Raw genomic sequence first — 15108 nt, 5'->3', positions numbered from 1 at the left:
TTTTATCCGAATCGCCAAGAAGAAAAGTGAATTTCATGAAAGAGATGAATTTTTATGATTGAAAACAGGGACCTGGAGAAAACACGTCTGTTTGACGCCCGTTGCCACACTCGACTCCGCATCATATCGGTGCGCACCCGGCGCCTGAGTTTTCATCTGGCCATCACAGGGCCGCCTCATAAACAGGCGCACTGAGAAAACGATCACTTGGAATACGCTCCGACAACATCCACCCCTTGTTGCGCCACCGGGTTTGTCCGATTCAGTGGCACGAGCCCGCAACAGGCGTGCGAGAACAAGGAAAAAAGACCATGAGCGGAACAGTGCAACGTGTCGGCATGCTGACCCCGTCCTCGAACACGGTCCTGGAGCCCTATACCTCCGCGATGTTCGCAACGCTGGGAGGGGCCGCAAGCGTGCATTTCGGGCGCTTTCGCGTGGTCGAGATCTCGATGAGCCAGACCTCCCAATCGCAATTCACCCTTGCGCCCATCCTCGAAGCCGCAGAGCGCCTGTCGGAAGCACAACTGGGATGTATTGCCTGGAACGGCACCTCCGCGTCCTGGCTTGGGTTGGACAATGACCGTGACCTTTGTGACCGGATTGAACAGACGACGGGTTGCCAGGCCACATCGACGGTGCTTGCCTATGAAGATCACTACCAGCGCGCGGGCATCGGAAAGCTTGGCTTGGTCACGCCTTACCTGAGCGAAATCCAGGATCGCATCATCGCGAATTACGCCGCGCGGGGCATTGATGTCGTGGCCGACAGACGGCTCGAGGATCGCGGGAATTTCAGCTTTGCCGAATACAGCCCCGATGTGATCGCGGACATGGTGCGTGACGTTGCCCGGGCCAAGCCAGAGGCGATCGCCGTGCTGTGCACGAATTTCCGCGGCGCGCCCATTGCTCCGGCGCTGGAGGCGGAACTTGGCATTCCGGTCATCGATTCCGTGTCCATCACCGCTGCCCAAACCCTGCGCCTGGTCGGACTTGATCCCGCGCGTGTGACGGGCTGGGGCAGCATCTTCGCGACCCTATAGGCGCTCGCCGGCTCAGATCGGAGGCGCGGCGCGTTCGGTGACCAGTTGCCGGGCGGTGACCCGTTCGCGGTGGATCATGTAAAGCCCGGAACCGATGATGATGGCGATGCCCGTCAGGGTCAGCGCGTTGGGAAAGTCGCCGAACACCAGGTAGCCCAGCAGGGTTGCCACCGGCAGTTCCAGGTATTGCAGCGGCGCCAGCGTGGCCGACGGCGCCAGCGACAGCGCGTAGGTCATCATCATGTGGCTCACCGTGGCGAAAAACCCGACCCCGAACAGCCAGAACCACGCGATGCCTTGGGGCCAGACCGGATCAAGCAACTCAGCGCCCGTGCCTTGGGCCAGGATCATCACCGGCAGGCAAAGCAGGCTGGCGATCAGCCCGGTATGGAATTGCAGGGTCACCGGATGTACCCGCCGCGACAGCCCCCGTGTCACGAGGATGTAGAACGCGAACCCCACCGCCGTGCCCAGCGGAAACAGCGCCACCGTGCCGAAGGCCGCAAAGCTGGGCTGGATCACGAACAACACGCCCACGAAGCCCACCAAAGCCGCCCCGACGCGGCGCGGGCCGACATCTTCGCCGAGGTAGAACTTGCCCACGAGGAGCACGATGAACGGGGCCACGAAGACAATCGCCAGTGCATCGGCCAGCGGCATGACCCGGATCGCCGCGATGAAGCAGAAGGTCGAGACAAACAGGAACAGCGCGCGCAGCAGGAGCGCCGGCCAGTGTTCGCGCGGAACCCGCAAGGACAGCCGCATGATCCAGACAAATGGCGCCATCAGGGCACATTGAACGATAAACCGCGCGGCCGTGATCTGTCCCACTGGCACAGTGTCCGATGCCAGCTTGGCCGCCACATCGAGCAGGGGGGCGGTGACGCAGAATCCCAGCATCAGGGCGACCCCGGCAAGGATGCGGTCGGTGGAGTGTGGGGGCGCGGGCAGGGTGGTCATGGATCCCCCATAGGGTTTCATCTGACGCAGGTCCATCGTTTTTGCGACGGTCGACAGGGCAGGATTTGCGCCGCCTTCCGTTCGAGGGCGACAGGTTTTTCAGGCCCAGCCTGTCGGTAGATGCGGTTTCCCACCTCATATCTGACTGAGTTACTCGGGTATTGCTTAATCTGACGGAATCTGTCAGCTATTCCCGCAAGTGCAATGAGTCACCAAGCGACGTCAGGCAACCGGGGCGCGGTGCGGAAACGGCAGACCTCGCCGCAATTTCCGGTGGACTGCCTGTCGCATCACGTGACCTGCGCGCGGAAAACCGGCGGCCTCATGCGCGCTTTGAAACACAGAACAGGACAGAGAGATGCTTCGCACCATATTGACCACAACCGCCATAGGGATTGCATTGGCGAGCACTGCACAGGCCCAAACCGCAGCAGAGGTGCTTGACACCTATGCCGACATCGCGGAAGCAAACTATGGCGACAGCCTGGAATCCGCGCGCGGGCTGCAAGACGCGGTGAACGCCCTGATCGAATCCCCCTCTGCGGGAACCATGGCCGCCGCCCGCGAAGCCTGGCTGGAGGCGCGCGTGCCGTACCAGCAGACCGAGGTCTTCCGCTTCGGCAACCCCATCGTCGACGACTGGGAAGGCAAGGTGAACGCCTGGCCGCTGGACGAGGGCCTGATCGACTATGTCGACGGTGCCTATGGTGGCCCGACCGATGCCAACCAGCTGGCCGCGCTCAATGTCATCGCCAACCCGAACTTCACCCTCTCGGGCGAGGAGATCGACGCCAGCGAGATCACACCGGAGCTGCTGGAGGGCAAACTGCACGAGGCGGACGGAATCGAAGCGAACGTCGCCACGGGCTATCACGCGATCGAATTCCTGCTCTGGGGGCAGGACCTGAACGGTCATGGCGATGGCGCGGGCAACCGGCCATGGACCGACTATGCGCAAGGTGAGGACTGCACCCATGGCAATTGCGACCGCAGGGCCGATTACCTGTCTGCTGCGACCGATCTGCTGGTGTCGGATCTCGAATGGATCACCGGCCAATGGGCCGAGGGCGGCGACGCGCGCGACCACCTGATGCAGGACGAACAGGCCGGGTTGTCGGCGATCCTGACCGGCATGGGCAGCCTGTCCTATGGCGAGACCGCAGGCGAGCGGATGCGGCTGGGCCTGATGCTCAACGACCCCGAGGAAGAGCATTCCTGCTTTGCCGACAACACCCATAACGATCACTTCTACAACGGTGTCGGCATTCAGAACGTCTACCTGGGCCGATACGTGCGCATTGATGGAGAGACCGTCAGCGGACCGTCCCTGTCCGATCTGGTGGCCGCCGAAAACCCCGATCTCGACCAGGAAATGCGCGCAAAGCTGAACAATGCCGTGCAAGCCCTCGGCCAGATCAAGACCGCGGCCGAAGCGGGCTTTGCCTATGACGAAATGCTGGCCCGTGGCAACGAAGGTGGCGAGGCGCTGATCATGGGCGGTGTCGACGGGCTGATCGATCAGACCCGGTCGATCGAGCGCGTCGTTGCCGCGCTGGATCTTGGCGGGATCGAGATCGAAGGCTCCGACAGCCTCGACAATCCCGACGCCGTGTTCCAGTAAACGCACAAGATCGTGGGCGCGCGTCATTCGCGCCCCGGTCCTGCCGACGAGCGTGAGCCCCATGCGAAAAAACCTGATATTCCTGTTGCCGCTCGCGGTGGCCTTTTCCGTTCCGGCCCCGGCAAGAGAGGCCGAGGCGCCGCTTTGGTCCGGGCTGGCGGATGTGCATCTTGATATCATCCCCCGCACCCAGGAGGAGCGCGCTCGGGTGGCTGCGGTGACTGCGCCGCCGACGGATTTCTCTTCCGCCTGGGCTTTCGAGCAGAACCCCGCAGGCGCCCAGACCGTCCGGGCCCGCAACACGGCGGACGCGTTTTCCCAATCCGCCGCCAACCTGACCTTCCAACAGGAAATGGAGTTCAAGCTTGGCAACGGCATGTTCGAACGCGTCTGGGTCTCGGCCCCCGCGTCGACTCTGGCCTCGGACGGGCTTGGACCGCTCTACAACGCGCGGTCCTGTCAGCGCTGCCACCTCAAGGACGGGCGGGGCCATCCGCCCGAAGGCCCGGATGACAGCGCCGTGTCGATGTTCCTGCGCGTGTCGGTTCCGGCCCCGAAGGTCGATGCCGACGCAATCGAGTCCTACATCGCCGGCACCCATCCGGTGGCGCCCGAACCCACCTATGGCACCCAGTTGCAGGATTTCAGCCTGCCGGGCCACGCGCCCGAATACCGGCTTCGGATCGACTACGACGACATCGAGATCGCGCTTTCGGGCGGCGATGTCGTCACCCTGCGCGACCCCACCTATTCGGCTGCCGATCTCGGCTTCGGCCCTCTGCACGAGGAGGCCATGCTCAGCCCCCGCGTCGCGCCGCAGATGATCGGGATGGGGCTGCTCGAGGCGATCCCCGCGCAGGATATCCTTGCTTGGGCTGACCCCGATGATGCGAATGGCGATGGTATCTCGGGCCGGGCCCAAGTCGTCTGGTCCGATGTGCATGACCAGCCGATGCTGGGCCGCTTCGGCCTGAAAGCGGGCAACCCGACGGTGCTCGAACAAAGCGCCAGCGCCTTTGCGGGCGACATCGGTATCTCGAACCCGATCCACCCGGCGGGCTCTGGCGAATGCACCGATGCGCAGACCGATTGCACGGCGGCCCTGCATGGCGGCGACGCGGAACAGGGCGGCTTCGAGATCGACCGGGTCGGCCTCGACCTCGTGACCTTCTACAGTCAGACACTTGCCGTCCCGGCCCGACGCGATGTGGATGACAGCCAGGTTCTGCAAGGGCGCGAGGTGTTCTTCGAGACCGGCTGCGCCGACTGTCACCGTCCGAATTACGTGACCCACAGACTGGAAGGCGACAACCCGGCCAGTTTCCAGTTGATCTGGCCTTTCACCGACATGCTTCTGCACGACATGGGGCCAGGATTGGCAGACAACCGCCCTGAAGGCCGCGCGAGCGGTCAGGAATGGCGCACCGCGCCGCTCTGGGGGATCGGCATGACCGAAACCGTGTCCGGTCACACCTATTTCCTGCATGACGGGCGCGCCCGGTCGCTTCTCGAGGCGATCCTGTGGCATGGCGGCGAGGCGCAGGCGGCCCGCGACCGGGTCGTGAACATGCCGCCCGCCAACCGCGACGCCCTGATCCGTTACCTGGAGAGCCTATGAGATACCTGTCCATCCTTGTCCTGAGCCTCGGGTTCGCCGCGCCGACCTTTGCCGGGGTGGATCAGTCGCTTGACCAACACATCCTGCCCGGGTTTGACAGGTTTGCCGAGAGCGCAGACGCGCTTGCGAAAACCGCCGCACAGGATTGTCGGCCGCAGGCCGTACGTCCGGCGTATCAGGCCGCGTTCGATGCCTGGATGCCTCTGGCCGACCTGCGCCTCGGTCCGTCCGAGACCGGCGCCTTGTCCGTTGGCTTCTGGCCCGATCCGCGCGGCTTTACCCCGCGCACGCTGACCCGGCTGGTCGCGGACGAGGACCCGATTGCGCGCGATCCCGAAGGCTATGACGACGTGTCCATCGCCGCGCGAGGGTTCTTTGCGCTGGAGATGCTGCTCTTCGATCCGGCCTTTTCGCATTATGCGCCCGGCAGTTATACCTGCGATCTCGTCGCCACCATCGCCGCCGATCTGGAACATCAGGCCGATGATCTGAAATCGGACTGGCAGACGGGGTTCGCCGCCACCTTGCGCAACGCGGGGGAGGTGGGCAACGCGACTTACCTGTCGCGCGACGAGGCGCTTCGCGCGCTCTACACGCAGGTTCTGTCGTCGCTGGAGTTTACCGCCACCAAGCGACTTGGCGAACCGATGGGCACCTTCGCGCGGCCGCGCCCGGCATTGGCCGAAGCACGCCGATCCGACCGCAGCCTGCGCAATGTCGTGCTGGCCGCCGAGGCGGCCCACGGGCTGGCCACGGCACTGGCGGATTGGCCTGTCCCCGAGATCGATGCGGCGCTCGACAGGGTTCACGAGGCCGCCGCCCGAATCGAGGATCCAGGCTTTCAGGATGTGGACAACCCACAGGGTCGGCTGCGCGCCGAGGTGCTGCAACAAGCCGTCACGGGATTGCGCGCCTCCATCGAGGTCGAACTTGGCGCCCGCTATGGCATCGCGCCGGGCTTCAACGCGCAGGACGGAGACTAGGCCGATGACCACGCGGCGCGGCTTTATGGCATCGCTCTTGGCCACCGGGTTTGCCCCCCGGCTTGGCTGGGCAGCCGTCGGGAGCCCTGCGTATCTGGCTGCCGCGAAAGACCCGGAGGGCGGCTTTGCGCTCTACGGATTGTCCGAGGCGGGTGCCGTGACGTTCCGCGTGCCGTTGCCCGGCCGGGGCCATGCCGGGGCAGGCCATCCACGACGCGCCGAGGCCGTGGCCTTTGCCCGACGTCCCGGCAGCTTTGCGCTGGTGATCGACTGCGCGACGGGCGACGTGATCCATCGGCTGACGCCGCCCGCGGGGCACCACCTGAACGGACACGGCGCCTACGCTGCGGATGGAGCGATCTTGCTGACCAGCGAACAAGAGATCGACAGCAGCGCGGGCAGGATCGGCGTCTGGGACGTGACAGCAGGATATGTTCGTGTCGGGGCGTTTCCGACGGGCGGGATCGGCCCGCACGAGATCCGCCTCATGCCGGACGGCGCGACCCTTGTCGTGGCCAATGGCGGCATCGCCACCGACCCAGATGATCGCAGCAAGCTGAACCTCGACACGATGCGTCCGAGCCTGACCTACCTGACCTTGCAGGGCATCCTGAAGGACCGGGTCGAACTGGATCGGGATTTGCACCGGAACTCGATCCGGCACCTCGCGGTCCGGTCTGACGGGCTTGTGGGGTTTGCACTTCAATGGCAGGGCGGGGCAGGGGCCGCCATGCCCCTGCTTGGCCTGCACCGGATGGGTGACGCTCCGATCCTGGCCGAGGCGCCGCTGGCCGACGAACTGGCCATGCAGGGCTATGCCGGCAGCGTCGCCTTCAGCGGGGATGGGTCCGAGCTTGCCATAACCTCGCCGCGCGGTGGACGGTTGCACCGGTTCGCCGATGACGGAGCGTTCCTTGGCGCTGTGCCCAGGGCCGACATCTGCGGGCTGGCCCCCTTGCGCGGGGGCTATCTGGCAAGTGACGGTCTGGGCGGGCTGATTGCCATCGGCCATGACGGCCCCGCCGCTCTGGCGCGTTTGGACTGCGCCTGGGACAACCACATCGTGCGGCTGTGACAGAGGCCGGTTCTGGAGCACCAGAGGCGCGCCCGGTCAGGTTTTCGCCATCGCTTCGGTTGTCTGCTCGGCCAGGCTGATTCCGGCCTGGTTCATGGTCAGATAGGTGTAATCGGCGCCGGCCTCGCGGATCTGATCCTGGTGCGCTTCGTGCAGGGCATGCGCGACGATCGGACCGGAAAAGCCGCGTTGCCGCAGGGAGCGGGCCGCGATCAGCTTGGCCTCGAGATCGTCCATGGCGAGGATCGCGGCTTTCACCTGGCCAAGGTTGCAACTGCGCCAGAAATTGCTGTCCTCGGCATCGGCGAACAGGACATTGCGCCCGGCCTCGTGATGGGCCTTGGCCGTGTAGGTGTCGGCATCCAGACCAAGCGGCTTCAGGCCCTGTTCCTCGATGGACCTGTAGGCGGCGCTTCCGGTTCGCCCCATCCCGAAGATCAGCACATCCGCATCGCCCATGTTCCGGGGTTGCTCATCGGGATGCATCGTATCCCGTTCATAATGGCGCAGCCTGTTCTCAAGGTGTTCGAAAATCGGATGCGCGTACCGGTTCAGGGGGGCCGAAATCACAAACGAGATCGACACGGCGATGGCCAGCGGCACGAGATATTCGGGCAGAACCCCCGCCGCCACGATCAGGCCGAACTCGGAATAGGCGGTCAGGCTGAGCGCGGTCAGGAACGCGCTGCGCGCGCGCAGCTTGAACGCCACCATGAGCGCAAAGAACAGCACGCCCTTGAGCGCCAGAGCGATGCCGACCGCCAGTGCAAAGACCATCGCCCCCCAATCGGGCAAACCGGTCAGTCCGATTTGCAGGAAGAACCCGACGAGGAAAATCTCCTTGAGCGACCACAGCGAGGCGCCAAGTTCCTTGGCACGGGTATGGGTCGACAGGAGAACGCCCATCACGAGCGCGCCGATTTCCGACGACAGCCCCATCGCCTCGAACCCCATGCCGCCGATGACCAGCGACAGCATCATACCCATCAGAACCAGCAATTCGTCATGTCCGGCAAAATCCAGCAGCCGATGCAGAACCGGGCGCAACAAGGGCACGCCAAAAATCAGAAGCGCCCAGATGTTCGGCACCTGGCCCGACCAGACGGCCAGCACCACCAATGCGATGATGTCCTGCACGATCAGGATGCCAATCGCGGTGCGGCCATGAAAGGCGCCCAACTCGCGCTTGGTTTCCAGCAGCTTCGCGGCCAGCACGGTCGAGGAAAAGGACAACGCGATGGACAGAAGAAGCGCGGCGTTCCAGTCAAGCCCCATGAACAGCTTGAGCCCGGGCATGAACACGGCGACAGAAATGGCGAAGTGCAACAATGCGCCCCCGATGACCTGGGGTTGGGCGATCTGGGCAAGCTTCAGCTTGAGGCCGACCGTGAACAGCAACAGCAGCACACCAAGATGCGCCACATGCCCCAAGGTTTCACCTGTATAGTCCGGCATCCCCAGCGTGGGGCCCGCGATGTTGATGGCGAACCCGGCGGCCAGAAAACCGACCAGCGGCGGCAAGCCGACCTGCCGGACGCACAGGCCGAAAAAGAAGGCAAAACTGATTGTGATCACTTCAAACAAGACGCGTCATCCCCCTGTCCCGATGTGACCCACTTTGGCGCATCCTGCCCGTGGAAACCACATCGTTTGCCGCATCTTTTCGCTGTCATGTGCGCAGCCCGGCCCCTGACAACGAAGAGATCTGCTTGGTCCGACAAGGTGATCGGACGGAACACCGCCAGTTGGTGGTCTTGTGGAACGAACTCATCACCGGCACGTTCAATGCCCCAATGGCAGTCTCATCCCTTCCCAGGACGTTTGCGGTCGTCAACGGGTCTGTCACGCGCCGGAACGAACCGCCTGCTTGCGTCTATCGCGCTTGTTGTGGAACCCTGCGGGCAGGTCGCCATTCCCCCTCAGGAGGCATGCGTGAAGGAGGCAACAATTGAGGTTTAGATTGACTGGAAGCTTTGAAATCCACACCGTCTCACATGGCGATTGATCGCTCGGGCGGACGTGAACAAATGGAACCGACCACTTCTCCACCTTCCGAGGCAGCGGCCACAATATTGCGCCCGGATGACACGTGCTGGCGTATCGCGCATGCGGATCGCCTCTCGGTCATAATCGACGCGGCGCCTTACTTTGCGGCATTGCACGCGGCGCTGCAGAAGGCCCGGCACAGCGTCGTCATGATCGGCTGGGAGTTCGACACCCGCGTCTCGCTCGTTCCGCAAGAGGAGGACGACGTCGTCCCGACCCGGCTCGGCCAGTTTCTCAACTGGGTGGTCGGCCAGAATCCTGATCTGAACATCTACCTCCTCGAATGGGACACGGGCATGGTCCAGGTCCTCGGGCGGGGCTCCACCCCCTTGCGGATCGTCGACTGGGTCTCCAGTCGCCAGATCCACATGAAGCTCGACCACGCGCATCCGGCGGGTGCCGCGCATCATCAGAAGATCGTGGTGATCGACGATACTCTTGCCTTCTGCGGCGGGATCGACACGACGACCGACCGTTGGGACACACGCAATCACCGTGACGACCACCCGTTGCGCAAAAGACCGACCACGGGACGCAGCTATGGTCCATGGCATGACGCCACGGTCGCCGTCGATGGCGACGCCGCGCGCGCGCTGGGGTGTCTCGCCCGTGAACGCTGGAAGCAGGCGACGGGGGACGACCTGGAGCCGCCTCCCCCGACTGAGTCAGCCTGGCCGAAAGAGCTGCTGCCGACCTTCGAACATGTCGATATCGGGATCTCGCGAACGGCGCCGGCCTATGGCGGACGCGATGCCGTGCACGAAATCGAGCGACTGTATCTGTCGATCATCGCGGGCGCGCGCCAGAGCGTCTACATCGAGAGCCAGTATTTCGCAGCCCGGAAGATCGCCGAAGCGATTGCCGAAAGGCTTCGCGAACCCGACGGCCCGGAATTCGTCATCGTGAATCCCGAGACGGCGGATGGCTGGCTGGAAGAGGAGACCATGGGGTCTTCGCGGGCACGTCTCCTTGCGCTGATCCGCGCGGCGGACCACCACGGGCGTTTCCGGATCTACACGCCAGTGGCAGAGAAAGGCACGCCCATCTACGTGCACGCGAAAATCGTGGTCATGGACGACCGGCTCATGCGGGTGGGGTCCTCGAACCTGAGCAACCGGTCGCTCGGGATGGACACCGAGTGTGACGTAAGCGTCGCGGCGCGGCAGGACCCTTTCGGCGACCCCGACCTGCGACGCCGGATCGCCACGCTTCGCAATGATCTCATTGCCGAGCACCTGGACGTGGAAACGGCGGATGTCGAGCGAGAGATCGAACGGGCGGATGGCGGGTTGATCGGCGCGATAGAGGCGCTGCGCGGGACCGGCAAGACCCTGGTTCCGTTCACGCCGCCGGATCTCAACCTGGTCGAAGGGGAGGTTCTGGGCGAGAACGACCTGCTCGATCCCGAACGCCCGGCCCGGCGATGGCGACCGTTCCGCCTGTTCTGACCTCGCCGCAGCGCGCGGCCAGGGTCATCGCATGCGGGTGTGTCGCGCCGGATCGCGACGGCCGCTTTGCCGTTCTTCCCGCTTGCTTTCTCCGTTCGCTTCGGTCGAAGACTGAAGGCTGCGCTATCGCGCGGCCAGTGGGCTGGCGAAACCGTCGGGTTTGACCGCAAGGACAGGGCAGTCGAGACCGTTGATGATGTTTTCGGCCGTATTGCCGATGAAGACGCCGCTCAAACCGGTCCGGGCAACCGTTCCCATCACCACGAGGTCGGCGCCAAGTTCCCGGCTCTGTTCGACGATCCGCCGCTCGGGCGCTCCGCGAACGAGGACGGGAACAAGGCGGGGCGCCGTGAGGGAGGGGTCGTCGGCCGTGACCTCGCCAAGCAGGGTTTCCAAAGCCTTCCGGCGGGTGCCCAGCACGTCGTTGACATAGGTATCGGCCGAGACCCGCGCGCTGCCGCTCGCGCCGAAAGCCCAGACAAGACCCTCTCCGATGGCGTCCCAGGCATGGAGGACGAACACCTCGGACCCGGCCGGCGCGGCGACCTGTCTTGCCACGTCGATCACCCGGCGGTTCAGAGCGGCGAGCGTCTCGGGTTCGTCCGCGTCGAGGTCGTCGATGTCGACCGTGGCCAGCACGCGGTTGGGGACGGGGCGCGCGCCTTCGGTCTGAAGCCAGACCGGGCAGGGACACTTGCGAAGCAGATGCTGATCCGTGCTCGCGTAAAGCAGCCGGGACGCCCCCGTCAAAGGTTCGGCGGCCTTGACCACGAAGTCGCTTCCGCTGGCCATCACGTGCCGGATGATTTCGACAAATGTCTTTCCGACCGCGATCCGCACTTGGCCATGGTGGCCGGGCAGGTGACTGGCAAGCAGCGCCTGCATCTCGGAGCGCGTGCGGTCGCGCAGCGCATCGAGAAGCTGTTCCGGGGCACGCCCCGACAGGCGCGCCAGAGTGGCGATGTTGTGCGGAGGCTCCACGCAGGCCATCACCTCGAGCGCCGCGCCATACCTGTCGGCAAGCGCGGCGGCGCTCAGAAGGGCGGTCTGGGTTGTGCCGGACTCCATGACGGCAAGCACCTGTCGGGGCGGGAAGGCGCCTTTGATCATGCCGGAAGCTCCTTTTGTCCGTCCGCGTCGGCCGGGGGCGGCCCCGGTGTGGCGGTGTCGTCGACGATCATGCGGGCCGCTGCGAAGGCCGCGTCGCGATAGGGCATCAAAACGAGGTCCGCCCGCGCGGCGGTGAGGCGTTCGGCCATCAGTTCGCGATGCGCGGCCATGGCGACCTTGCCGCGAAAGCCGAGGTCGCGCGCCGTCTGCAGCAGGCTCAGACGCGGGTCGTCATGGGTCAGCCCGGTGTCATGTTCGGGAACCGCCATGACAAGCCAGCGGGTTCTTTCCAGCGGGAGATGCGCGAGGAACTCGGGATCGGAGGCATCACCGAACAGCACGTCAAAGCCCTGCGCCTTCGCGTTGCGCACGGCCTCGGGGCTGAAGTCGATGCCAAGGACTTGCCTGCCGCTCGCCCTGAGCTCTGACGCGATTCCGAGACCGTAGCGGCCAAGGCCGAACAGGATCACGTCATGCGCGCTGGTGGCGGCACCGGCGTCGGGCTCGGCCCCCATGTCTCGGCGCTCGAACACACCGAGCACCGGCTCGAATAAGGCATAGAACTGATGCGAGAAGGTGATCATGTAGGTCGAGGCCGCAATCGTCACCAGCCCGACCAGCGTGACAAGGCCAAGCGCCTCTTCGGTCACATGTCCGATCGCCACGCCCATTGCCATGAAGATCAGGGAGAATTCGCTGATCTGCGCCACCGTCAGCCCGGCGAGAAACCCCGTGCGCTTGCGGTAGCCCATCATCCCCATGATCGCGAGCACGATGAGCGGATTGCCGATGAGAACAAAGAGCGACAGCACGATCGCAGGTCCGACGCTTGCGCCGAGCACTGACAGGTCAAGCGAGGCACCGAGCGCGATGAAGAAAAACAGCAGGAGGAAATCGCGCAGGCTGGCCAGGCGCGCCGCGATTGCCTCGCGGAACGGGGTGGAGGCAAGGGAAATGCCTGCAAGCAGGCCGCCAAGCTCCTTGCCGAAGCCGAGATAATGCCCAACGGCCGCCAGCAGGGCCGCCCATCCTATGGCGAACGAGACCAGCAGTTCAGGCGCTTGCGACAGGCGCTCGACCAGCGGATTGGCAAGGTAGCGGACGAACAGCAGAACGAAAGCGAGCATGGCGCAGCCATAGCCCAGCACGCGCAGAACCTCGGTCAACGCGCCTTCGCCCTCGGCCGCGCCGCCGACACCGATGGCCGACAGCGCGATCATCGCGATCACCACTACCACGTCCTGCACGATCAGGAAGCCAAGCGCGATCCGGCCATGCAGGGAGTCGATCTCGCGCTTGTCCGACAGCAGCTTCACGATGATGATCGTCGATGAGAAGGTGAGCGCGACGGCGACATAGAGTGCGGTGCGGGCATCCAGCCCGAGCGCCAGCGCAATCAGGAAACCGAAGATCGTCGTGAAGGCGACCTGCCCGAGCCCGGTGATCAGGGCCACGGGACCCAGCGTGCGCACGAGGTTGAAGTCGAGCTTGAGGCCAACGAGAAACAGCAGCACCGCGATACCCAGTTCCGCCAGCAGGTCGATCTGGGCGTCCGACCGTGCAATGTCGAGCACGGATGGCCCTGCCATGATGCCCACGGCAATGAAGCTCACGATCAGTGGCTGGCGCAGTAGCAATCCGACAAAGCCGACGCCTGCGGCCAACACCAGCAGCGCCGCGATTTCGTAGAACAGATAGTCGCCTATGGCGGCCGTCATGCCTGCGCTCCTGACGTCGACTTGCCTGTGCCAGAGGCCCTTTGCCACGACACCGCGAATGCAGCGCAATCATACAGCAGACGGCAGGATCCAGACCGCGACAATCCATTTCAGCCGCATTATGTCGCACCTCGGAACGCCTGGTGCCAAACCTCCGCGCGCCCGGTGGCGGGGTGAGGCTGCCCGTCAGGGCCATTCGCGACCTTCAGGCAGGTCCCGGCATTCTACGCCCCCGGGTCTCGTTCATCTATCGCCCACAAGTAGCCGACGTTTGCGCCTTTCACCAAGCGCAGAAGCACCAGTGTCAGGAGTACCGTCAAAACGCTGATATACCCGAAGAGCACGAGCGGTTCTGGCCGGAACACGGCGAAGCCCACCCAGAGGATCGGCACCAGGAGAACGCCCACAAGCAGGATCGTGAAGACGGCGGGCAGGTCCGCGGTCTTGTATGCGCTCAACGGCTCGTCGCAGTCACCGCAGCGATCTCTGACGGTCAGGTAGCCGGTGAACACCTTGCCCCTCCCGCAATTCGGGCAGCGGCCAAGAAGACCGCGGCCCATGGCTTTCTTGAGATCTTTTTTCGGCTCATCAGATTCCATTCGCCGGACCCTAAGCTTTGGCGAAGAGATTACAACTCCTGGTCGTCAGCCCGCGTCACGCTGCATCGGGGCCGACCTCGGACATGCCGATGCCGGCGTTTGTCACAGCATGGAAGGTCGCTCCTTCGCGCCCGGTGCAGGTGAGGGCCGATCGGAACAATCGGCCCCTTCAAGCGATCCAACATGTTTGCGACGACAATGGATGGCGGAAGACCCGGCACGTCAGGCCATCGCCGGTTCGCCCCCGAAAAGCGCCCAGAATTCGTCTCTCGCATTGCTGCGCGGGAAATTTCCTTCGGGCACAGGCACGTCGAGGAAGCGGCACAGCGGGTCCCAGCCGTCCACCGGGTTGAAGATCAGCAGTCGGTCCGCCGGAATCGTCGCCCGCACCTTTTCATTGTTGCGCCGGTAGGCGGCCAGTGAGGCGTCCCGGTCGAGGCCGCCGAAGACGCGTTCCAGCAGCAGCGTATCCATCGTGTCGAAAATCTCCGAGACCGGCGGCGGCAGGTCCAGGCTCTTGCGGTGTTGGAAGAACTTCCCGATCGTCGCGGAATAGCTTGCCCACCAGTCGTCCTCGGGGCGTTCGGTGTGGATGATCTTCGCCTCAGGAAAGGCAATCGACAGCTCGTGCCAGACCGAGGCACCGGGGAAATCGACCTGGCTCGTGTAACCGTCGAAGACGTCTTCCCAATCCACGTCCTCGCCCCGGGCCAGGGCCGCCCAATGCGGTGGCTGAGCCGGATTTCCCATGACTTCGACCATGTGATGGCACGGTCCGAACCCGAGCTCTTCCAAGGCCATTTTCGTCGACATCGTGCCTGTCCGACCGAAGCCGGAGCCAATAATCTTCAGTCCCATCTGTCCGGGCCCTTTTCTTTTGTTGCCAT

Annotated in this window: 12 protein-coding genes; 6 read left to right on the top strand and 6 right to left on the bottom strand. The window is 64.3% G+C overall.

The window, feature by feature from the left end; all coding sequences use genetic code 11:
* The first annotated feature begins 311 nt into the window (after window positions 1-311).
* On the top strand, window positions 312-1043 hold the full coding sequence (locus LCF60_RS04935) for an aspartate/glutamate racemase family protein (protein ID WP_292290056.1): 732 nt from the start codon (window positions 312-314) through the stop codon (window positions 1041-1043).
* Window positions 1044-1055: 12 nt separating this feature from the next.
* On the opposite strand, the gene LCF60_RS04930 is transcribed toward LCF60_RS04935, so the two are convergent.
* Entirely contained in the window at window positions 1056-2003 is a 948-nt protein-coding gene (locus tag LCF60_RS04930; protein WP_292290054.1) for a DMT family transporter, read from the bottom strand.
* 358 nt (window positions 2004-2361) lie between these two features.
* Here LCF60_RS04930 and LCF60_RS04925 point away from each other — a divergent pair, with 358 nt between their 5' ends.
* From LCF60_RS04925 to LCF60_RS04910, 4 genes are all read left to right on the top strand, one after another.
* Entirely contained in the window at window positions 2362-3624 is a 1263-nt protein-coding gene (locus LCF60_RS04925) for an imelysin family protein (RefSeq protein ID WP_292290052.1), read from the top strand.
* A 61-nt stretch (window positions 3625-3685) separates the two neighbouring features.
* Window positions 3686-5242: a di-heme oxidoredictase family protein gene (locus LCF60_RS04920; protein WP_292290050.1), complete on the top strand. Its 1557-nt coding sequence runs from the start codon at window positions 3686-3688 to the stop codon at window positions 5240-5242.
* On the top strand, window positions 5239-6225 hold the full coding sequence (locus LCF60_RS04915; RefSeq protein WP_292290048.1) for an imelysin family protein: 987 nt from the start codon (window positions 5239-5241) through the stop codon (window positions 6223-6225). The genes LCF60_RS04920 and LCF60_RS04915 overlap by 4 nt, the downstream gene beginning before the upstream one ends.
* A 4-nt stretch (window positions 6226-6229) precedes the next feature.
* On the top strand, window positions 6230-7300 hold the full coding sequence (locus tag LCF60_RS04910; protein ID WP_292290046.1) for a DUF1513 domain-containing protein: 1071 nt from the start codon (window positions 6230-6232) through the stop codon (window positions 7298-7300).
* A gap of 36 nt (window positions 7301-7336) precedes the next feature.
* Here LCF60_RS04910 and LCF60_RS04905 read toward each other — a convergent pair whose 3' ends face one another.
* Entirely contained in the window at window positions 7337-8875 is a 1539-nt protein-coding gene (locus LCF60_RS04905; RefSeq protein WP_292290213.1) for a cation:proton antiporter family protein, read from the bottom strand.
* Between the two features lie 419 nt (window positions 8876-9294).
* Between LCF60_RS04905 and LCF60_RS04900 the strand changes: the two genes are divergently transcribed.
* Entirely contained in the window at window positions 9295-10794 is a 1500-nt protein-coding gene (locus LCF60_RS04900) for a phospholipase D-like domain-containing protein (protein ID WP_292290044.1), read from the top strand.
* Between the two features lie 123 nt (window positions 10795-10917).
* Here LCF60_RS04900 and LCF60_RS04895 read toward each other — a convergent pair whose 3' ends face one another.
* The 4 genes from LCF60_RS04895 to LCF60_RS04880 form a co-directional block, all read right to left on the bottom strand.
* The gene (locus LCF60_RS04895) at window positions 10918-11904 is read right to left on the bottom strand and encodes a universal stress protein (protein ID WP_292290042.1); all 987 of its coding nucleotides are present in this window, start codon (window positions 11902-11904) and stop codon (window positions 10918-10920) included.
* Window positions 11901-13622: a cation:proton antiporter family protein gene (locus LCF60_RS04890; protein ID WP_292290040.1), complete on the bottom strand. Its 1722-nt coding sequence runs from the start codon at window positions 13620-13622 to the stop codon at window positions 11901-11903. The genes LCF60_RS04895 and LCF60_RS04890 overlap by 4 nt, the downstream gene beginning before the upstream one ends.
* Window positions 13623-13846: 224 nt before the next feature.
* Window positions 13847-14182 carry a DUF983 domain-containing protein gene (locus LCF60_RS04885; RefSeq protein WP_292290038.1) on the bottom strand — a complete coding sequence of 112 codons (336 nt, stop codon included), beginning with the start codon at window positions 14180-14182 and terminating at the stop codon, window positions 13847-13849.
* 261 nt (window positions 14183-14443) lie between these two features.
* Window positions 14444-15079, bottom strand: a complete 636-nt coding sequence (locus tag LCF60_RS04880) for a sulfotransferase family protein (protein WP_292290036.1) — start codon at window positions 15077-15079, stop codon at window positions 14444-14446.
* Between the last annotated feature and the right edge of the window lie 29 nt (window positions 15080-15108).

The sequence above is a fragment of the Marivita sp. genome, from assembly GCF_020055635.1.
Lineage (GTDB): Bacteria > Pseudomonadota > Alphaproteobacteria > Rhodobacterales > Rhodobacteraceae > Marivita.
The sequence above is the reverse complement of the archived record's forward strand: the minus strand, read 5'-3'. Positions and strand labels throughout refer to the sequence as shown.